16 protein-coding genes are annotated in these 18655 nt (G+C 65.9%); 3 read left to right on the forward strand and 13 right to left on the reverse strand.

All coding sequences use genetic code 11. From position 1 onward, the window contains the following. Nucleotides 1-92 precede the first annotated feature (92 nt). Nucleotides 93-1589, reverse strand: a complete 1497-nt coding sequence (locus H0X90_RS16640) for a xylulokinase (RefSeq protein WP_077021620.1) — start codon at nt 1587-1589, stop codon at nt 93-95. A 438-nt stretch (nt 1590-2027) separates the two neighbouring features. Between H0X90_RS16640 and H0X90_RS16645 the strand changes: the two genes are divergently transcribed. Then, nucleotides 2028-3401, forward strand: a complete 1374-nt coding sequence (locus H0X90_RS16645; RefSeq protein ID WP_077189699.1) for a nucleobase:cation symporter-2 family protein — start codon at nt 2028-2030, stop codon at nt 3399-3401. 115 nt (nt 3402-3516) lie between these two features. On the opposite strand, the gene H0X90_RS16650 is transcribed toward H0X90_RS16645, so the two are convergent. The 7 genes from H0X90_RS16650 to H0X90_RS16680 form a co-directional block, all read right to left on the reverse strand. After that, nucleotides 3517-3936 carry a hypothetical protein gene (locus H0X90_RS16650; RefSeq protein WP_125346044.1) on the reverse strand — a complete coding sequence of 140 codons (420 nt, stop codon included), beginning with the start codon at nt 3934-3936 and terminating at the stop codon, nt 3517-3519. 57 nt (nt 3937-3993) lie between these two features. Then, complete coding sequence (locus tag H0X90_RS16655; protein ID WP_077189701.1) at nt 3994-4647, reverse strand: M35 family metallo-endopeptidase; 654 nt, start codon at nt 4645-4647, stop codon at nt 3994-3996. Then, the gene (locus H0X90_RS16660; protein WP_077189702.1) at nt 4644-5198 is read right to left on the reverse strand and encodes a hypothetical protein; all 555 of its coding nucleotides are present in this window, start codon (nt 5196-5198) and stop codon (nt 4644-4646) included. Before H0X90_RS16660 ends, H0X90_RS16655 begins: the two co-directional genes overlap by 4 nt. Continuing rightward, entirely contained in the window at nt 5195-5872 is a 678-nt protein-coding gene (locus H0X90_RS16665) for a PAAR domain-containing protein (RefSeq protein WP_077189703.1), read from the reverse strand. Before H0X90_RS16665 ends, H0X90_RS16660 begins: the two co-directional genes overlap by 4 nt. Before the next feature lie 462 nt (nt 5873-6334). Further along, nucleotides 6335-7858, reverse strand: a complete 1524-nt coding sequence (locus H0X90_RS16670) for an efflux transporter outer membrane subunit (protein WP_012492848.1) — start codon at nt 7856-7858, stop codon at nt 6335-6337. After that, the gene (gene bpeB, locus H0X90_RS16675; protein ID WP_006482626.1) at nt 7858-11058 is read right to left on the reverse strand and encodes an efflux RND transporter permease BpeB; all 3201 of its coding nucleotides are present in this window, start codon (nt 11056-11058) and stop codon (nt 7858-7860) included. Before bpeB ends, H0X90_RS16670 begins: the two co-directional genes overlap by 1 nt. 15 nt (nt 11059-11073) lie before the next feature. Beyond that, nucleotides 11074-12348, reverse strand: a complete 1275-nt coding sequence (locus H0X90_RS16680) for an efflux RND transporter periplasmic adaptor subunit (protein WP_006497328.1) — start codon at nt 12346-12348, stop codon at nt 11074-11076. Nucleotides 12349-12748: 400 nt separating this feature from the next. Here H0X90_RS16680 and H0X90_RS16685 point away from each other — a divergent pair, with 400 nt between their 5' ends. Beyond that, on the forward strand, nt 12749-13390 hold the full coding sequence (locus H0X90_RS16685) for a TetR family transcriptional regulator (protein ID WP_006486802.1): 642 nt from the start codon (nt 12749-12751) through the stop codon (nt 13388-13390). 37 nt (nt 13391-13427) lie between these two features. Here the strand turns inward: H0X90_RS16685 and H0X90_RS16690 are convergent, their stop codons facing one another. Beyond that, on the reverse strand, nt 13428-14105 hold the full coding sequence (locus H0X90_RS16690) for a cysteine hydrolase family protein (protein ID WP_006497329.1): 678 nt from the start codon (nt 14103-14105) through the stop codon (nt 13428-13430). A 152-nt stretch (nt 14106-14257) separates the two neighbouring features. On the opposite strand from H0X90_RS16690, the gene H0X90_RS16695 reads away from it, so the two are divergent. Further along, nucleotides 14258-15265, forward strand: coding sequence for a helix-turn-helix domain-containing protein (locus H0X90_RS16695; protein ID WP_048989254.1), 1008 nt, complete (start codon nt 14258-14260; stop codon nt 15263-15265). A 51-nt stretch (nt 15266-15316) separates the two neighbouring features. Here the strand turns inward: H0X90_RS16695 and H0X90_RS16700 are convergent, their stop codons facing one another. The 4 genes from H0X90_RS16700 to H0X90_RS16715 all read right to left on the reverse strand — a co-directional run bounded on the left by H0X90_RS16700 (nt 15317) and on the right by H0X90_RS16715 (nt 18572). Further along, complete coding sequence (locus H0X90_RS16700; RefSeq protein WP_069353157.1) at nt 15317-16024, reverse strand: CoxG family protein; 708 nt, start codon at nt 16022-16024, stop codon at nt 15317-15319. 28 nt (nt 16025-16052) lie between these two features. Continuing rightward, the gene (locus H0X90_RS16705; protein ID WP_006497332.1) at nt 16053-16412 is read right to left on the reverse strand and encodes a DUF427 domain-containing protein; all 360 of its coding nucleotides are present in this window, start codon (nt 16410-16412) and stop codon (nt 16053-16055) included. 129 nt (nt 16413-16541) lie between these two features. Next, nucleotides 16542-16979 carry a carboxypeptidase-like regulatory domain-containing protein gene (locus H0X90_RS16710; RefSeq protein ID WP_006490101.1) on the reverse strand — a complete coding sequence of 146 codons (438 nt, stop codon included), beginning with the start codon at nt 16977-16979 and terminating at the stop codon, nt 16542-16544. A gap of 108 nt (nt 16980-17087) precedes the next feature. After that, on the reverse strand, nt 17088-18572 hold the full coding sequence (locus H0X90_RS16715; protein WP_006497333.1) for a DegQ family serine endoprotease: 1485 nt from the start codon (nt 18570-18572) through the stop codon (nt 17088-17090). Nucleotides 18573-18655: the final 83 nt, after the last annotated feature.

Raw genomic sequence — 18655 nt, forward strand, 5'->3', positions numbered from 1 at the left:
GATGGCCGCTCCCGCCGCGCATCGCGTGCGGGAAACGGTCGCCGGCTTGCCAGGATGCGTCATCGCTGACGCAAAAGAACAAGTGCTCGAGTTTAAACGCCCGTCGTGAACCATGCATCCGTGCGAACGTACAGATCGACGAAGCGCGCGTGGCGGGCAGCCAGCCGGCGATCGTCGTGCGGGGTCGCGACCGGCGACGCAGTCGGCGCCAGCGCGCGCAACGCATCTTCACGCCAATGTCCGATCGCGACGCCTGCGAGCAACGCGGCGCCGCGCGTCGCGGCGTTCGGGCAATCGATCGCGTGCAGCGACGCGCCGAGCGCGTCGGCGAGCAACTGGCGCCAGCGCGGATCGACCGAGCCGCCGCCCGCGAGACGCAGCGTCGTCACGGCATCACGGCGATCGGCGTCGCGGATCGCATCGAGCCCCGCGCGCAACGCGAACGCGACGCCTTCGAACGCGGCGCGCATCATCGCGCCGCGCGTGTCGCCGAGCCCGAGGCCGAGCCAGCCGCCGCGCGCATCGGGGTTCATCCATGGCGAACGTTCGCCGGTCAGGTAAGGCAGGAAGCACAGCCGCTCCGACGCCGGCTGCGCGAACGCATCGTCATATGCATCGGCCCATCGCGCGTAGCCGAGCCAGCCGCGCACGGCTTCGAGCGCGAGCCCGACGTTCTGCATCGCGGCCATCGTGTAATAGCCGCCGCCGGCCGCCGCACGATAGCGATGCAAGCCGCGCCGCGCGGGCGGCAACGCGTCCGCGAGCACGACGATCTGCCCGCCGCTGCCGGTCGTCAGCAGCGCGTCGCCTGCGACGGCCAGCCCGCTGCCGAGCGCCGCGCACGCGGTATCGGCCGCGCCCGTCGCGAGCGGCACGCCGGCCGGCAGGCCGAGCGCGGCGGCAGCCTGCGCGCCGAGCACGCCGCAGCGCGCGGTGGACGCACGCACCGGCGCGAAGCGGTCGGTCGGCAAGCCGAGCGTGTCGATCAATGCGTTGTCCCACGCGCCGTCGGGCGTCGCGAGCGCGGTTGCGCACGCGTCGCTCGGATCGGCCGCGACATCGCCGCCGAGCGCGATGCGCAGCCAGTCCTTCGGCTGCACGGCCCAGCGCGCGGCGCGCAGCGCAGCGGGTTCGTGCGTGGCCAGCCAGCGCAACAGCGGGCCGGCCATGCCGGGCGCGACGGGATTCGGGGCGACGGGCACTCCGGCGACGGGCAACCCAGCGACGGGTAATCCGGCGACGGGCGATCCGGACGCCGGCCAGCTCGCTGCATCCGCCTCCCGCACCGCGCGCGTGTCCGGCCACAGCAGCGCGGGCCGCACCGGCTGGCCGGCCGCGTCGATCAGCACGACGCCATGCATCTGGCCCGAAAAGCCGATCGCCGCGACCTGCGCGCGCTCGTCGGCCGGCAGCCGCGCGGCCGCGCGCACCAGCGCCTGCCACCAGGTGTCGGGCGCGATTTCCGCCCAGCCCGGCTGCGGCGACGACAACGCATAAGGTTCGCTCGCGACCGCCCGCTCGACGCCGTCGGCATCGAGCGTGACGAGTTTGACGGAGCCGGTGCCGAGGTCGATTCCGAGCAGGCGCATGACGTGAGGGGGATTCGTATGAACGGATGTCGATGATAACGGGATCGCGATGTGCGCCCCGTTTTTTGCCGTCACGTCGACGCGTCGAAACGGCGCTCGGCCGGCGGGTTTGACCGGGCTGCACCTTGCACGCAAAAGCGGCCGCTCGCGGGTTAACCCGGCACGCTTTCCGCACCCCCCTTTTTGCCACTATGCGTCCGACCCGATACACACCATAAAGCGGCCCATATTTGACATGGGGGCCGGCGCTATTTTGAAGCGCTATAAAACCGGTGAACCTCACTCCTGCGGCAGTTTCCCGATGATCGCCCCCCTGCTCCATGCCGAAATGGCATATCGAACCAGCAAAGAACGGAATAGAACCCAGTGCTCTTGTTGCATGGATTCATTCCGAATAACTTCGTATCACCCCGAAAACAAGATCATGGAGTGAGACAGATGCAATCGAACACGGTCCATCCGTGCGATGAGGTGCTGCCGACCGGCAAGCTGGTAACGCTTGGCCTGCAACACGTCCTCGTCATGTACGCCGGCGCCGTCGCCGTGCCGCTTATCGTCGGCGCCGCGCTCAAGCTGCCGAAAGACCAGATCGCGTTCCTGATCAGCGCCGATCTGTTTTCGTGCGGCATCGCCACGCTGATCCAGACGCTCGGCCTGTGGATCTTCGGGATCCGCCTGCCCGTCATCATGGGCTGCACGTTCGCGGCCGTCGGCCCGATGATCGCGATCGGCACGAACCCCGGCCTCGGCATTCTCGACATCTTCGGCTCGACCATCGCGGCCGGCATCATCGGCATCGTGCTCGCGCCGATGATCGGCAAGCTGTTGCGGTTCTTCCCGCCGGTGGTCGTCGGCACGGTGATCGCCGTGATCGGGCTGTCGCTGATGGAAGTGGGCATCAACTGGGCAGCCGGCGGCGTCGGCAACCCCGAGTACGGCAGCCCGGTCTATCTCGGCCTGTCGCTGCTCGTGCTCACGCTGATCCTGCTGATCAACAAGTACGGCCGCGGTTTCGTCGCGAACATCTCGGTGCTGCTCGGCATCGTCGCCGGCTTCGCGATCGCCTTCGCGATCGGCCGCGTGAACACCGACGGCGTCGCGCATGCGCCGTGGGTCGGCTTCGTGATGCCGTTCCACTTCGGCCTGCCGCACTTCGATCCGCTGTCGATCGTGACGATGGTCACGGTGATGTTCGTCACGTTCATCGAATCGACCGGCATGTTCCTCGCGGTCGGCGACATGGTCGATCGCCCGGTCAATCAGGAGCGCCTCGTGCGCGGCCTGCGCGTCGACGGCCTCGGCACGCTGATCGGCGGCATCTTCAACTCGTTCCCGCATACGTCGTTCTCGCAGAACGTCGGCCTGATCGGCGTGACGGGTGTGAAGAGCCGCTTCGTGTGTGCGACGGGCGGCGTGATCCTCGTGCTGCTCGGCCTGTTCCCGAAGATGGCGCAGGTCGTCGCGTCGGTGCCGCCGTTCGTGCTCGGCGGCGCAGGCATCGTGATGTTCGGGATGGTCGCCGCGAACGGCATCAAGGTGCTGTCGAAGGTCGACTTCGTGAACAACTCGCACAACCTGTTCATCGTCGCCGTGAGCGTCGGCATGGGCCTCGTGCCGGTCGTGTCGCCGCACTTCTTCTCGAAGCTGCCGCCCGCGCTGGCACCGATCCTGCATAGCGGCATCCTGCTGGCATCGGCCTCGGCCGTAATCCTGAACATCGTGTTCAACGGCGTGAAAGGCGAAAAGGATGCGCGCTGCGAGATTCGGCGCGCGGGACACGACTTCGACGGGCGGCCCGCCGATTCGCACTGACGGACACCAGGCATGCGCCGGCTCGTGATGGGCCGGCGCTTGCTGCATGGTGCGTAAAAGGCCGCTTCACACCATCGAAATGTGCAGCACTGCGCGGCAGATCGCAGCCAGGACCTCATTTCCCTTGGCAGGGGCATTCATGCGGGCAACCGGGAAGGAAGTCGATTTCTGCTCGTCGGCCATTATCCGGCACACCATTCAGATGATGCGACTTATAAAGCCTGGCATCGACGTCGATAGGGGCTCGACCAAGCCCCAACGTGACTAGCAGCCCCTTGACACTTTCCGCGCGTTGCTGCGCCAGCACGCGCGGCTGCCTTTCGTCAGCTTCGGCAACGCCGCCGACAGACGTACGATCAAGATTGGGATATTTGAGTTGAAGGTCTATCGCCCAATTGGCCAGCCTTATGAGCTCGTCGCCAGGCACTTTGGCAGAATCTCGTTCAAACGAAACGTCAAGCGTATGGACTGGGGAGCAGGCGAATGTTCCGGCCGAGAAAAATGCCAGCGCGATACATGCAAGCCCCTTTACCATATCGATTTTCCGTTGGACTCGATCAGATTCAACAAGAATTGCTGCGCCACGCCGCCTCTAACCCTCATAGATGATATACCCGGCAATTCTATCCGCATTATTAATTGCGAGATCGGGGCGCGTCCGCGCCAATACCAAGCACTCGCGCATGAAATATTGATGATCCTGAGCGCCAAAAGTATCAGCAAAATGAGTGCACTCATGAATCAGCGTCGATAACATCGAGTCCTTCGCACTGGATATAGGGCGCATCCCACAAAAATTCTCATGGATACAAATAGTATGTGTAGCCGTGTCAGGGCCGCAAACATGAGCGACGGCACCATCAGGGTCCTTGTTATTCGGCGTACAACCAAGATACCGATCAAGCTCCTCTGATTGACGAACAAAGTTTCCGGGCTTGAGGTCGCGCATCACCCGACTTACTTGTGTGAGTCCGACTGTCAAACGCTGCCGGATCGTTTCATCGCTTGAGCCAAACCATGTCGCGACGCGTTGACGTTCGACCGCCCCCCACTTGCGCAAGTCTTCGAGCCGTACGTCGATCATTTGTACGGCTCTGTCGCATAACGTTATAACCATACGGCGAAATTCCGCGTCAGTCATATTTGGACAGATGGGCGGCCCGTTCGATATCAATGCTTCGATAACCGAACCTTCTTTCATGTCTGTCATTGCCTCTGCAATTGCTACGCGATCGCCGCCACTCATTCTTCTTCCCAGCTGACTTCCAGTTTTACCGACTCAGGCTTCCGCGTGACCACCCGCATGGTATGGCCCTGCGCATCGGTAGTCCCTGATGCCAGCACGTCACCACGGTAATTTGTGATCCAATACCGAACCCCTGCAACAGGTTGCCTGGACTTCTTGTTGCGAATGACGAACTGCTGATCATGGACCGCAGTGCGTCCGCTTGCAGGGGCGACACCTAACTCATTCTTCCCGGTCAACCGCGCCACCTCTTCCGTGGCAAAGGTCATCTTCATGCCGCGCTCGGCGTAGAAAACAGGTGGCGGCTTGCAATCACAGACGTTGATATCACCACTCAACGCCCAGGGCTTGCCGTTTGGTCCAGTGCCGGGCCAGCGTGGGCCCACCGGGGCCACAAACCCCTCCTGCTTGCACGCCGTGCAGTACGTCTTCATGTAAAGCGTTGCGATATGGACGCGCGGCGGCGGATTGGAACAGGTGACGCCCTCCAATCCTTCCGTAATCGTGGCGCTGCCGCCCTGATCTCCTTTGGCAAGGAAATAACGAATCATGAGGTCTCGCCTCGATGCGCAACAGTTGGACGCTTCACCACGGTGAAGGCGTCAGCAGATACCAGACCATCGCGCTCAGGGCTATCGGTAATGACGTCGCCGTTATCCAGTTCGCTACCGACGAAAGCCAGCGGCTGAAAGTCTCCGTTATCCACCAACCCAAGGCCGCTTATGATTCGCGCGGTCGAACCGTCTGCGTAGTGAATCCGATTGCCCACGACACCAGCCTTGCCAAGCCGGACGCCGGTGTCCCACGTGCCGGTAGCTTCGCGCAACGCGCCGCCTCGCGCGGTCGTGGCTCCTCGTACGGTCAGCCGGTAGCGCGGGAGCGCAGGCGGCGGCTCATAGTCTTCGTTAAACAATCCCTCGGCCGTTTCGTCGGCCTGTATGTGAATTCCCCAGAACTGCTGAAGCGTTTCGACGATACGATCGCCGTTGCTCAACCGGCTACCCACCAGCGCAAACGGCTTGTCGCTGCAAATCGCATATTCGCCGGCGCCATCCACAATGACGGCCTCGCTGCCATCCTCGTAAGTGACGACATCGCCAACACGGGCAACGACAAGCCCGGCGACTGTCAGGCCGCTGGTAGCCTTGGTTACCCGCCCACCGCGCTCGGTGAGCGCCCCGATGGTGGCAAAAAGATTGGTCGGTGCAGTCTGCTCGCTCTTCATTCGGATTTCCTTTCTCGACCATGGGTGAGGAATGCTCCATGCGAAATTTGCTCGTGTGAGAAAGGAGAGGCAATCAGACGAATTCGAATTTCGCATAGCTAATTGTTATAAGCACGGTCAACAGCAAATGAGCCTCCGGCCGCTCGCTCCCATCCAGCGATGAACCTGAACATCGCGTTCAACGGCGTGAAAGGCGAAAAGGATGCGCGCTGCGGGATTCGGCGCGCGGGACACGATTTCGATGGGCGGCCCGCCGACGTGCACCACTGATCGCGCCGCATCGGCCGATGGCGCGAAGCAGTAACGAAAAACGCCACGGCATGCCGTGGCGTTTTGCTTGATTTCCCGCACGATTCGACAACACAAAAAAAAACGCCACGGACTTTCGTCCGTGGCGTTTTTTTTGCGCATACAGCCGGTTCGAAGCGCAAACGCGATAACCCGCGCCTGCCTTCTCGGTGCTTACCCGTTCGTCGCGGTTGCCGACGCGGGCGCCGGCGCAGCCGCCTTGTCGTAATCGACCGGCGCATCCGGCGCGCGCGGCGTCTCGCCGGCGCGCTGGATCCAGCCGCCGCCCAGGGCGCGGTACAGGTCGACCAGGTTCGTCCAGCGTGCCAGACGTGCGCTGATCAGCGACTGCTGCGCGGCGTACAGATCCGTCTGCGCGGTCAGCACCGACAGATAGCTGTCGACACCGTTCTTGTAGCGCAGGTCCGACAGATCGAAGCGTCGCTGCTGCGCGTGCTCGTTGCGCTCGAGCGCCGCGATCTGCTGGTCGTACGTGCCGCGTGCGGCCAGACCATCCGACACTTCGCGGAACGCCGACTGGATCGCCTTCTCGTAGTTCGCGATCTCGATGCGCTTCTGCACGTTCGCGAGATCGAGGTTCGCGATATTCTGCCCGCCTTCGAAGATCGGCAGCGCGATGCTCGGCGCGAACGACCACGCCGCCGTGCCGGCCTTGAACAGGCCGCCCAGCGTCGGGCTCGCGGTGCCGAACGCGCCCGTCAGCGAAATCTTCGGGAAGAACGCCGCGCGCGCCGCGCCGATGTTCGCATTCGCGGCCAGCAGCGTCTGCTCGGCCTGCATCACGTCAGGACGACGCGTCAGCAGGTCCGACGGCAACCCGGCCGGCACGTCCGTCAGCAGGTTCTGCGCATCGAGCGGCATGCCCGCCGGCAGATCGTCCGGCAGCGGCTCGCCGATCAGCAGCACCAGCGCGTTCAGCGCCTGCGCGCGGGCTCGCGCCTGCGCCTGCTGGTTCGCGAGCGCCGTCTCGACCACCGTCTGCGCCTGACGCAGCTCGAGCTCGGAGCCCGTGCCGTTGTCGAACTGCAGCTTGGTCAGGTCGTACGATGCCTGCGCGGTCTTCAGCGTGTCCTCCGTGACCTTCAGCAGGTCATCGGTCGACAGCAGCGTCAGATATTGATCCGCGACCTGCGACACCAGCGAGATCTCGGACGCCTGCCGCGCGTACGACGTCGACAGGTATTGCGCGAGCGCCTGATCCTTCAGGCTCTGCACGCGGCCGAACAGGTCGAGTTCCCATGACGCGGACAGCCCGACGTTGTAGGTCGTCGTGATGTTCCGGCCCGGCACGGCCGTCAGCGAATTCGGCAAACGCTGACGGTTGCCCGTACCCGTACCGTCGAGCGTCGGGAACAGCCCCGCACGCGTGATCTGGTACTGCGCACGCGCGGCCTCGATATTGAGCACCGATACGCGCAGGTCTCGGTTGTTTTTCAGCGCGATCTCGATCAGCCGCTGCAGGCGCGGATCGACGAAGAATTCGCGCCAGCCGATGGCAGTCGCCGCCTGGCCATTCGCGCTGCGCGCGCCGGCCGCGCCCGGCTGCGTCGCGTAGACGCCGCTGGCCGGGTACGCCTGCGCGACGGGTGCGTCGGGCCGCTTGTAGTGCGGCGCCATCGTGCAGCCCGTGGCAAAGAGCGCGACTGCGATTGCAGTCAAAGCGTGTTTTTGCATCATCACTGTCCCTTGTTGCCTTCGTCGCCGTTGCCCGGCTTCTCTTCGTGGTGCGAGTGCTCCTGAGCCAGGCGCAGCGCCTCGTCGACGTCTTCCTTCTCGCCGCTGAAGATCGCGCGGATCTTCACGAAGAACATCGGGATCATGAAGATCGCGAGGAACGTCGCCGTGATCATCCCGCCGATCACGCCCGTACCGATCGCGTGCTGGCTGGCCGAACCCGCGCCGTTGCTGATCGCGAGCGGCATCACGCCGAGAATGAACGCGAGCGACGTCATCAGGATCGGACGCAGCCGCAGGCGCGCCGCTTCCAGCGCGGCCTCGATCGGCCCCATCTTCTCCGTCTGCTGCAGTTCGCGCGCGAACTCGACGATCAGGATCGCGTTCTTCGCGGACAGGCCCACGGTGGTCAGCAGGCCGACCTGGAAGAACACGTCGTTCTCGAGGCCGCGCATCGTGGCCGCGAGCAGCGCACCGATCACGCCGAGCGGCACGACCATGATCACCGAGAACGGGATCGACCAGCTTTCATACAGCGCCGCGAGACACAGGAACACGACGAGGATCGAGATCGCGTACAGGATCGGCGCCTGCGAACCGGACTGGATTTCCTGGAACGACAGGCCCGTCCACGAATAGCCGATACCGACCGGCAGCTTCTTCGCGAGCGTTTCCATCGCGGCCATCGCCTGACCGGTCGACTTGCCCGGTGCGGCCTGACCCTGGATTTCCATCGCCGACACACCGTTGTAGCGCTCGAGCTTCGGCGAACCGTACGTCCAGTGACCGGTCGCGAACGCGCTGAACGGCACCATCCCGCCCGACCCGTTGCGCACGTACCAGATGTTCATGTCTTCCGGCGTCATCCGGAACGGCGCATCGGCCTGCACGTACACCTTCTTGATCCGGCCGTCGGTGTCGAGGAAGTTGTTCACGTACTTCGACGCCCACGCGATCGAGAACGTCTGGTCGATCGCATCCGCCGTCACGCCGAGCGCATTCGCCTTCTCGCGGTCGATGTTCACCTTGTACTGCGGCGTATCGTTCAGGCCGTTCGGACGCACACCCTGCAGCGTCGGGTCCTTCGATGCCATCCCGAGCAGCTGGTTACGTGCGGCCATCAGCGCGTCGTGGCCGAGACCGGCGTTGTCCGTCAGCTCGAAGTCGAAGCCGGCAGCCGTACCGAGCTCAGGAATCGACGGCGGGTTGAACGGGATCACGAGCGCGTCCTTGTAGCTCCCGTAGCGCCCGAACATCCGGCCGATCAGCGCCTGCACCTTCTGGTTCGCATGCTGACGCTGCGAGTAGTCCTTCAGGCGGACGAACACGAGACCCGAGTTCTGGCCGCGACCCGCGAAGCTGAAGCCGTTGACCGTGAACGCCGATTCGACGATTTCCTTCTCGTCCTTCAGCAGGTAGTCGGAAATGTTCGCGAGCGTCTTCGCGGTCGTTTCCTGCGTCGAGCCCGACGGCGTCTGCACGATCACGAACATCAGGCCCTGATCTTCATCGGGCAGGAACGACTTCGGCAGGCGCACGAACAGCAGCCCGACCGCGACGATCACGACCAGATAGATGATGAGCCAGCGGCCCGAGCGCTTGATCACGTGGTGCACGCCGACGTGGTACTTGTCGCGGCTGTTGTTGAACGTGCGGTTGAACCAGCCGAAGAAGCCCTTCTTCTCTTCGTGATGCCCTTGCGGGATCGGCTTGAGGATCGTCGCGCACAGCGCCGGCGTCAGAATCAACGCGACCAGCACCGACAGCACCATCGCCGACACGATCGTCAGCGAGAACTGACGATAGATCGCGCCGACCGAGCCGCCGGAGAACGCCACCGGCACGAACACCGCCGACAGCACGAGCGCCACGCCGACGAGTGCGCCGGTGATCTGGCCCATCGCCTTGCGGGTCGCTTCCTTCGGTGACAGCCCCTCTTCCGCCATCACGCGCTCGACGTTCTCGACCACCACGATCGCATCGTCGACCAGCAGGCCGATCGCGAGCACGAGGCCGAACATCGACAGCGTGTTGATCGAGAAGCCGACCATCGACATGATCGCGAACGTACCGAGCAGCACGACCGGCACCGCGATCGTCGGGATGATCGTCGCCCGCAGGTTCTGCAGGAACAGATACATCACGAGGAACACGAGCACGATACCTTCGAGCAGCGTCTTGACCACTTCCTCGATCGACAGCTTCACGAACGGCGTCGTGTCGTACGGATACTTCACGACGAGGCCGTGCGGGAAGAACGGTGCGAGCTCGTCGATCTTCGCGCGCACGGCCTTCGCGGTCGCGAGCGCGTTCGCGTTGGTCGCGAGCTGGATACCGAGTGCCGCGGTCGGCTGACCGTTGTACTTCGTGTCGAAGTTGTAGTTTTCGCCGCCGAGGCCGATCTGCGCGACGTCCTTCAGGCGCACCTGCGAGCCGTCCTGGTTGACCTTCAGCAGGATGTTGCCGAACTGCTCGGGCGTCTGCAGCAGCGTCGATTCGGTGATCGTCGCCTGCAGCACGGTGCCCGGCGTGGCCGGCGTGCCGCCGATCTGGCCGCCCGCGATCTGCACGTTCTGCGCGGTGATCGCCGAACTGACGTCGACCGGCGTGAGGCCGTAGTTGGTCAGGCGGTTCGGGTCGAGCCAGATCCGCATCGCGTACTGCGAGCCGAACAGCGTGACGGTACCGACGCCGTTCAGCCGGCTGATCGGATCCTTCACGTGCGACGCCACGAAGTTCGCGAGGTCGTACTTGTTCATGCTGCCGTCTTCGGAGTTGAAGGCGAGCACCAGCAGGAAGCTGCTGCTCGACTTCGTGACCGACAGACCGAGCTGCTGCACGACCTGCGGCAGAACCGGCGTCGCGAGCGACAGCTTGTTCTGCACCTGGACCTGCGCGATGTCGGCGTTGGTGCCCGGCGCGAAGGTCAGCGTGATCGTTGCGTTGCCCGAATCGTCACTCGTCGACGACATGTACAGGAAGTTGTCGAGACCGCTCATCTGCTGCTCGATCACCTGCGTCACCGTGTCTTCCACCGTCTTCGCGGAAGCGCCCGGGTAGTTCGCGGTGATCTGGATCGATGGCGGCGCGATCGTCGGATACTGCGAGATCGGCAGCGTGAAGATCGCCGCAACCCCGGCCAGCATCAGGATGATGGCGATCACCCACGCGAAGATCGGGCGATCGATAAAAAACTTTGCCATGAAACAGGCTCCCTGTTATTTCGCGCTCGAAGCAGCGGCAGCACTCGCCGGCGCGGCGCCCGATGCGGCGGCACCGGAAGCGGCAGCGGCGCCGGACCCGGCAGCGGCCGGCGCGGCGGGGGCAGCAGCGCCCGAAGCGGCATCGGCCGCCGGGGCGAGCTGCGCGGGGACCGTCTTCACGGTCGCGCCCGGGCGCACCTTGTCGACGCCTTGCACGATCACGTGATCGCCCGCCTGCAGACCGCCTTCGACGACCCAGTTCTGGCCCTGCATGCCGGTGGTCTTCAGCGGACGCGGCTCGACCTTGTTGCTGGCGTTCACCACCATCGCGATCGCCTGGCCCTTCTGGTCGTGCGTGACGCCGATCTGCGGCACCAGGAACGCGTTCTCGTTCACGCCTTCCTCGATCCGTGCACGCACGAACATGCCCGGCAGCAGCACGCGATTCGGGTTCGGGAACACCGCGCGGATCGTCACCGAGCCGGTGGTCTGGTCGACCGTCACGTCCGAGAACTGCAGCTTGCCCGGCTCCGAATAGGTCTTGCCGTCTTCGAGAATCAACGACACCTTCGCCGCGCCCGGGCCGGTCGTCTTCAGACGGCCGCTCTGCACGTCCTGCCGCAGCTTCAGCCCTTCGAGGCTCGACTGCGTGAGGTCGACGTACACCGGATCGAGCTGCTGCACGGTCGACATCAGCGTCGCCTGGCTCGCCTGCACGTAGGCGCCCGGCGTCACTTGCGAGATGCCGACGCGGCCGGTGATCGGCGACACGACATCCGTATAGCCGAGGTTGATCTGCGCGGTGTCGACCGCCGCCTTGCCGGCCGCGACGTCCGCCGCGGCCTGCCCTTGCGTGGCGACCGCGTTGTCGTAGTCCTGCTTGCTGACCGCGTTCGCGGCCACCAGCACCTTGTAGCGCGCGACCAGCGCGTTCTGCGTGACGAGGTTCGCCTGCGCCTTCGCGAGCGTCGCCTTCGCGCTGTTCAGGGCCGCGATGTACGGCGCCGGATCGATCTTGTAGAGACGCTGGCCGGCCTTGACGTCGGTGCCCTCGGTGAATTCACGACGCAGCACGATGCCGTCGACCCGCGCGCGCACCTGCGCGACGAGGAATGCACTGGTGCGGCCCGGCAGGTCGGTGAAGACCGGTACGGATTGCGGCTGGACGGTGACGACGCCGACTTCCGGCGTTTGCGGCGGCGGTGCCGATTCTTTTTTCCCGCACGCGGCCAGGAAAACGGCGGCCGTCGCGACAGTGATTAAGCGGTATGGAACCCGTTCGACGCGCATGGAGCGACCTCTGTGTATAACCAATGGAATAAGTGCCACGCCCGACCGGAGCGCAACACGGATGCGCCTCGCGGCGCAGATCGAACACCTGAATTACTGGACTGCCAGATACAGCACGTCGGCACGAGACCTCCGTGCCGACGGGGATGCCGCGAACTGCGGACTGGTACTAGGGCGGGAATCAGCAGAGTGGGATATTAACTGATTGCCACTTGGGTCATTCGATCGTAGGGTGGTATTGTATATACATTCACGAATGTATGTAAAAAGCCCGTTTGTACTCCGCCCGCTGTCCAGTCTTACAGATTGTTACCAGCAGCAAGCATAGCCCGTCTGCGTGACGGCGACGAGGGGTTGCGGACCCTATATTCACCTACGATCGATCCAATCAGGCCTGCACATGGTCAGACGTACCAAGGAGGAGGCGCTCGAGACGCGCAATCGCATTCTCGACGCCGCCGAACACGTGTTCTTCGAGAAAGGCGTGTCGCACACGTCGCTCGCGGACATCGCGCAGCACGCCGGTGTGACGCGCGGCGCGATCTACTGGCATTTCGCGAACAAGAGCGAACTGTTCGATGCGATGTTCGACCGCGTGTTCCTGCCGATCGACGAGTTGAAACGGATGCCGCTCGACGCGCCGGGCGGCAATCCGCTGGAGAAGGTGCGCCAGATCCTGATCTGGTGCCTGCTCGGCGTGCAGCGCGACCCGCAGCTGCGCCGCGTGTTCAGCATCCTGTTCATGAAGTGCGAGTACGTCGCGGACATGGAGCCGCTGCTGCAGCGCAACCGCGCGGGGATGAGCGAGGCGCTGCACATGATCGACGCCGATCTCGCGGTGGCCGTGGGGCTCAAGCTGCTGCCCGAGCGGCTCGACACGTGGCGCGCGACGCTGATGCTGCACACGCTGGTCAGCGGCTTCGTGCGCGACATGCTGATGCTGCCCGACGAGATCGACGCCGAGCAGCATGCGGAAAAGCTCGTCGACGGCTGTTTCGACATGCTGCGCTACAGCCCGGCGATGCTGAAGGACCGCGACTGACGGCACGGCGCATCGCGCGCCGCGTCGCCGTGCCGGGTCAGGCCGCCTTCGCGCGCCGCGCGCGGGCCCGCCGGTTCGACGCGGCGACCGAATCGCGCGCCGGCATCGGTGCGCCAGCGAGCCCCGCGATCCACGCGTCGGTCGACATCACCGCCGCGAAATTCGACTGGAACACCACCGCGTACGTGCGGTGAATCTCTTCGGCGCTCACCGCCCCCGCTTCGTTCTCGTAAGGCAGCGCGCCCGTCGCGTCGTTCAGGTATTCGACCTTCAGCCCCGCATGCGCCGCGTGATAGACCGTCGACGCATTGCAGTTGTGCGTCATGTAGCCGGTCACCGCGAGCGTGTCGATTCCGTGCGCGTCGAGCCACGCGGCGAGATCGGTGCCGGCGAACGAGCTCGCTTGCGCCTTCTCGATCAGGTGCGCGTACGGGCGGCTGGTGACCACCGTGTGCAGCGCGACGCCGTCGGTACCGGGCGCGAAGATCGGCGCACCGGCCGGCGCGACGTGCTGAACCACGATCACCGGCACGCCGGCCGCGTGCGCGGCGTCGATCGCCCGGCCGATGTTCGCGAGCGACACGTCGAGCGGCGGATATTCGATCGGCAGGTTGCCCGTCACGTATTCGTTCTGCACGTCGATCACGATCAGTGCGCGGCGGGCAGCGGGACGGGAAGCGGATTGCGGGACGGCGGGCGACGCGGCGGCAAGCATGGCGGACTCCTGGTCGGGAGGCGCTGCCCCGCCCCGGAGCAGGGCGGCCAGCAGTGCGATGGGATGCATTGTCGGACCGCAGCGCGTATGCCGATAGTGGCCCGATAGCCATTCTTCGATAAAATCGGGCCATCGCCTTTCCGGAATCCGCCATGCTCGCCGCCGCGTCGCCCGCCCCGTCCGTTCCGACCATCGTCGCCGTGATCGCGTACGACGGCATCAGTCCGTTCCACCTGTCCGTGCCATCGGTCGTGTTCGGCAAGGAACGTGATGCGGCCGCGTCGCCCGCGTTCGAGTTCCGCGTCTGCTCGGCCGAGCGCGGCCCGCTCGCGACGACGGGCGGCTTCACGATCACCGCACCGTACGGGCTCGACGCGCTCGACGACGCGGACATCGTCATCGTGCCGTCCTGGCGCGACCCGGACGAAGCGCCGCCCGACGCGCTGCTCGATGCGGTCCGCGCGGTCGCCGCGCGCGGCGCGGAGCTCGTGGGCCTGTGCCTCGGTGCCTACGTGCTCGCCGCGGCCGGCCTGCTCGACGGCCGTCCGGCCACCACGCACTGGGCGTGGGCCGACGATTTCGCCCAACGCTTTCCGCGCGTGAAACTCGATCCCGACGTGCTCTACGTGGACGACGGCAACCTGATGACGTCGGCCGGCACGGCCGCCGGCCTCGACTGCTGCCTGCACGTCGTGCGGCGGCGCTTCGGCTCGGACGCCGCGAACCGGATCGCGCGCCGCCTCGTGATCCCGCCGCACCGCCAGGGCGGACAGGCCCAATACGTGCCGCAGCCGGTCGCCGCGCACCCGCGCGATGCACGGCTCGCGGGCCTGCTCGACTGGGTGCGCGCGCATCTCGACGCCGCGCACAGCGTCGATTCGCTCGCCGAACGCGTGCTGATGAGCCGCCGCACGTTCACGCGCCACTTCCGCCAGGCGACGGGCACGACCGTCACCGCGTGGCTGCAGGCCGAACGGCTTGCGCGTGCGCAGCATCTGCTCGAAACCACCGGGCAGTCGATCGACGCGATCGCGCAGGCGGCCGGCTACGGCTCGAGCGTGTCGCTGCGCCAGCATTTCGCGGGCGCGCTCGGCACGTCGCCGTCTGCGTATCGAAGGGAATTTCGCGGCGCCGGAGCCCGTGCCGACGCGGGACAGTGACGCCGGCCGCTCGCGTGGCGGGCAGGCCTCGAAGCGGAACCGGGCAGCCGCTCAGCCGCCGTTGATCCAGCGCGCCGCGTAAAGCAGCAACGCGACGAACACGATCATCGCCGCCCAGGCCCATACGGGCACGGTGCCCGAATCGCGATGCGGAAGCGCGCTCGCCGCCCGCCCGCTCAGCGCGCCGCCGAGGTGCGGCGGCAGCGAACGCTTCGTCGCGGCCACCAGCGACGCCGGCCGCAGGAAGACATGCTGGCGGCGCTGCGCCGGGGGGCGCGCGCGATTCGGCGCGAGACCGTGCTTCACCTGCACGACCGCGCAGAACTCGCGAAAGAACGTGTCGGTCCATTCGCGCAGCGCATTGTCGATCTGCCGCGCCGGCAACTCCGCGAGCGGCCCGCTCGCCGTCGCCCAGACCACGTATTCGATCCGCGTGGCGTTCGCATCGTCATCCGGCGTCAGCACCAGTTCGACCTGGCCGCGCAGCGCGCCGAGGCCGTCGGCCCGCGCCTTGAAGTTGAGCACCCGGCGCGGCCGACCTTCGGCGTCGCCCTGCTCGGCGGCCGCATGCGCGCGCACGTCGTAGCGGGCGCGCAGCGGGCCAAGCGGCACCGTGATCGTCAGCGCGAACTCGCCGTGCGCGAGTTTCACGAACGATTCGCAATGGTCGAAGCTCGCCCGCAGCAGCGCGAGATCCTCCAGCGCATCCCGCACGACAGGCGGCGCGAGCGGTACGCGTAACGTGTCGTTCAGTTCCATGACGCCTCCCCGATGAACGCGCGCCGCATCAGGACGTCTCGACGAGACTGTCGACCCGTGCGACATCGAAGGCGACGTAGTGCGCGAGCACGGCCGCCGCCTCCTTCGGTTCTTCGTAACTCCATGCGGCGTTCTCGATCACGCCGTCTTCCGTCTGCAAGTCGAAATGCACGGCTTGCCCCCTGAACGGGCAGGCCGACGTGACGCCCGATTTCACGAGCCGGCGCATGTTGACGTCGCCGCGCGGCAGGTAATGAATGTCCGGGAGCCCCGCCTCGCGCACGGTCAGCGCGCCGTGCGAATCGGCATAGGTGATGCCGCGATGAATCACGCGCACGCGATGACGGTTCGGCACGATTTCGAGTCGGGGGTCGGCTGCATCGGACATCGTTTCTCCTTCGGGCGGCGTCAGGCCGGGGGCAGGAAACGAAAAAGCCACGGCACGCATGCCGTGGCTTTCATTATGGGCGAAACTTCGTCCGATTGCGCGACCGGGAGCCCGGCCGCGCGCGACGGGCTACTGCGCACTCCACTGGAACGCGGCTTTCGCGCCGCCCTTCGCGCCGACCGTGACGGCGCGCGATTCGTCGCTGCCCTGGTACGACGCGTGCACCGTATAGCGCCCCGGCGGCACCTTCACGAGCATGTACGGCCCGCGCGTGTCGGTTTTCAGCACTTCGGCGCCCTTGCCGTCGACGATCCGGACATGGACGTCGGCCAGGAACTCGCCGCCCTTGCCGGTGAAGCGCAGCGCCAGCGGCCACTGCGACTCGTTGCGCTGGAACGCCGTCGATTCGTCCTGCCCGACACCGCCGGACACGAAGGTGACATCGCCTTGCTGGCGCGCGGCGGGCAAGCCGTCCGACTGCGCGTACGCGCCGGTCGCACCGGCTGCGAGGCCGGCGGTCAGCGCCGCGGCGACGGCAAATCGGGACACGTTGCGTAGATATTGCATGGCTCTCTCCTTGGGGTCGGAACACATACGGGGCGCGGCGTCACGCGATCGATCGAGCGGCGGCGGCGCCCGCCACGGCCGGCCGGGCCGGCCGTCGGCCGTTGCCGGTCAGCTCAGGTCGACCGGCACGAAGATCTGTGCATTATCGCGCTGGATCAACAGAGCAAGACTGTTGCCCGCGCCCTTCACCGCGTCGCGCAACTGCTCGGGGCTCGTGACCGGACGGCCGTTCACCGCGAGGATCACGTCGCCGGGCTGGATGCCCGCGTTGGCGGCCGGCCCGCCGGCCTGCTGCACGATCAGCCCGTGCGACAGGTTGTCGGCGCTGCGTTCCTGCGGCGACAGCGGCCGCACCGCGACACCCAGGCGGCCCTGTTCGACCGGCCCGCCGTCGTTCGATGCGAGCTTCGCGTCGGCCATCGCGCCGAGCGTCACGGTGATCGACTTCTTCGACTTGTCGCGCCAGATCTGCAGGTCGGCCTTCGAACCCGGCTTCAGGTTCGCGATCTGCGCGGGCAGCGACGTCGAATCGGCGACCGGCGAACCGTTGACCGACAGGATCACGTCACCCGGCTGCAGGCCGGCCTTCGCGGCCGGACCGTTGGCGTCGACCGAGCTGACGAGCGCGCCGTCCGGCTTCTGCAGCCCGAACGAGCTCGCGAGCGTCTGGTTCAGCCCCTGCACGGCCACGCCGAGCCGGCCGCGGCTCACGTGGCCCGTCTTCACGAGCTCGTCCTTCACCTTGATCGCCTCGTTGATCGGGATCGCGAACGACAGGCCCTGGAAGCCGCCCGTCTGCGAGTAGATCATCGAGTTGATGCCGATCACCTCGCCCTGCAGGTTGAACAGCGGGCCGCCCGAGTTGCCGGGGTTCACCGGCACGTCGGTCTGGATGAACGGCGTGTAGTTCTCGTCCGGCAGCGCGCGCGACTTCGCGCTGATGATGCCCGACGTGACCGTGTTGTCGAAGCCGTACGGCGAGCCGATCGCGACGACCCACTGGCCGACCTTGCTCTGCGCCGGATCGCCGATCTTCACGGTCGGCAGGCCGCTCGCGTCGATCTTCAGCACGGCGACGTCGGACTGCTTGTCGGAGCCGACGACCTTCGCCTTGTATTCGCGCTTGTCGGTCAGCTTGACCGTGACAACGTTCGCGCCGTCGATCACGTGCGCATTGGTGAGGATGTACCCGTCGGAACTGACGATGAAGCCCGACCCGAGGCTCGCACTCGGCTGGTCGTCCGGCTGCGCGTCGCCGCCCATGCCCGGCACCTGGCCGTAGAAGTGCTTGAAGAACTGGTAGAACGGGTCGCTCGGATCGATCGGCAGTTGCGGCTGCGGCGCGCGCCGCGCCACCTGCTTCACGACGTGCTTCGCGCTGATGTTCACGACCGCCGGGCCGTAGGTCTCGACGAGCCCGGAGAAATCGGGAATGCCGGTCTTGGCGGCAGCTTCGGCCGGCATCAATGCGGCCGCCTGCGCGGGCGTGATGATCTGCGGATCGGCGCGGCGGGTGCCGGCGAAATAGCCGGCCGACAGGGCAGCCGCCACGGCGACCGCGACGGCGCCGCGCGCAAGGAATCGGGTGTTCATCGTAGGACCTCCTCTTTGTTAGGACGCAGCGTAACGACCCTGACTTAAAGGAGGCTTAATCAGCCTTAAGCGGGGCTTAAGCG

The sequence above is a fragment of the Burkholderia sp. 9775_39 genome, assembly GCF_015712225.1.
Lineage (GTDB): Bacteria > Pseudomonadota > Gammaproteobacteria > Burkholderiales > Burkholderiaceae > Burkholderia > Burkholderia cenocepacia.

Excerpts from the sequence above, each read along its gene's own strand:
- H0X90_RS16705 (WP_006497332.1), bottom strand. The coding sequence starts at position 16,412 with ATGTCCGATGCAGCCGACCCCCGACTCGAAATCGTGCCGAACCGTCAT.
- H0X90_RS16690 (WP_006497329.1), bottom strand. The coding sequence starts at position 14,105 with ATGCTTGCCGCCGCGTCGCCCGCCGTCCCGCAATCCGCTTCCCGTCCC.
- H0X90_RS16670 (WP_012492848.1), bottom strand. The coding sequence starts at position 7,858 with ATGATGCAAAAACACGCTTTGACTGCAATCGCAGTCGCGCTCTTTGCC.
- H0X90_RS16710 (WP_006490101.1), bottom strand. The coding sequence starts at position 16,979 with ATGCAATATCTACGCAACGTGTCCCGATTTGCCGTCGCCGCGGCGCTG.
- H0X90_RS16680 (WP_006497328.1), bottom strand. The coding sequence starts at position 12,348 with ATGCGCGTCGAACGGGTTCCATACCGCTTAATCACTGTCGCGACGGCC.
- H0X90_RS16650 (WP_125346044.1), bottom strand. The coding sequence starts at position 3,936 with ATGGTAAAGGGGCTTGCATGTATCGCGCTGGCATTTTTCTCGGCCGGA.
- bpeB (WP_006482626.1), bottom strand. The coding sequence starts at position 11,058 with ATGGCAAAGTTTTTTATCGATCGCCCGATCTTCGCGTGGGTGATCGCC.
- H0X90_RS16700 (WP_069353157.1), bottom strand. The coding sequence starts at position 16,024 with ATGGAACTGAACGACACGTTACGCGTACCGCTCGCGCCGCCTGTCGTG.
- H0X90_RS16695 (WP_048989254.1), top strand. The coding sequence starts at position 14,258 with ATGCTCGCCGCCGCGTCGCCCGCCCCGTCCGTTCCGACCATCGTCGCC.
- H0X90_RS16665 (WP_077189703.1), bottom strand. The coding sequence starts at position 5,872 with ATGAAGAGCGAGCAGACTGCACCGACCAATCTTTTTGCCACCATCGGG.
- H0X90_RS16660 (WP_077189702.1), bottom strand. The coding sequence starts at position 5,198 with ATGATTCGTTATTTCCTTGCCAAAGGAGATCAGGGCGGCAGCGCCACG.
- H0X90_RS16715 (WP_006497333.1), bottom strand. The coding sequence starts at position 18,572 with ATGAACACCCGATTCCTTGCGCGCGGCGCCGTCGCGGTCGCCGTGGCG.
- H0X90_RS16645 (WP_077189699.1), top strand. The coding sequence starts at position 2,028 with ATGCAATCGAACACGGTCCATCCGTGCGATGAGGTGCTGCCGACCGGC.
- H0X90_RS16655 (WP_077189701.1), bottom strand. The coding sequence starts at position 4,647 with ATGAGTGGCGGCGATCGCGTAGCAATTGCAGAGGCAATGACAGACATG.
- H0X90_RS16640 (WP_077021620.1), bottom strand. The coding sequence starts at position 1,589 with ATGCGCCTGCTCGGAATCGACCTCGGCACCGGCTCCGTCAAACTCGTC.
- H0X90_RS16685 (WP_006486802.1), top strand. The coding sequence starts at position 12,749 with ATGGTCAGACGTACCAAGGAGGAGGCGCTCGAGACGCGCAATCGCATT.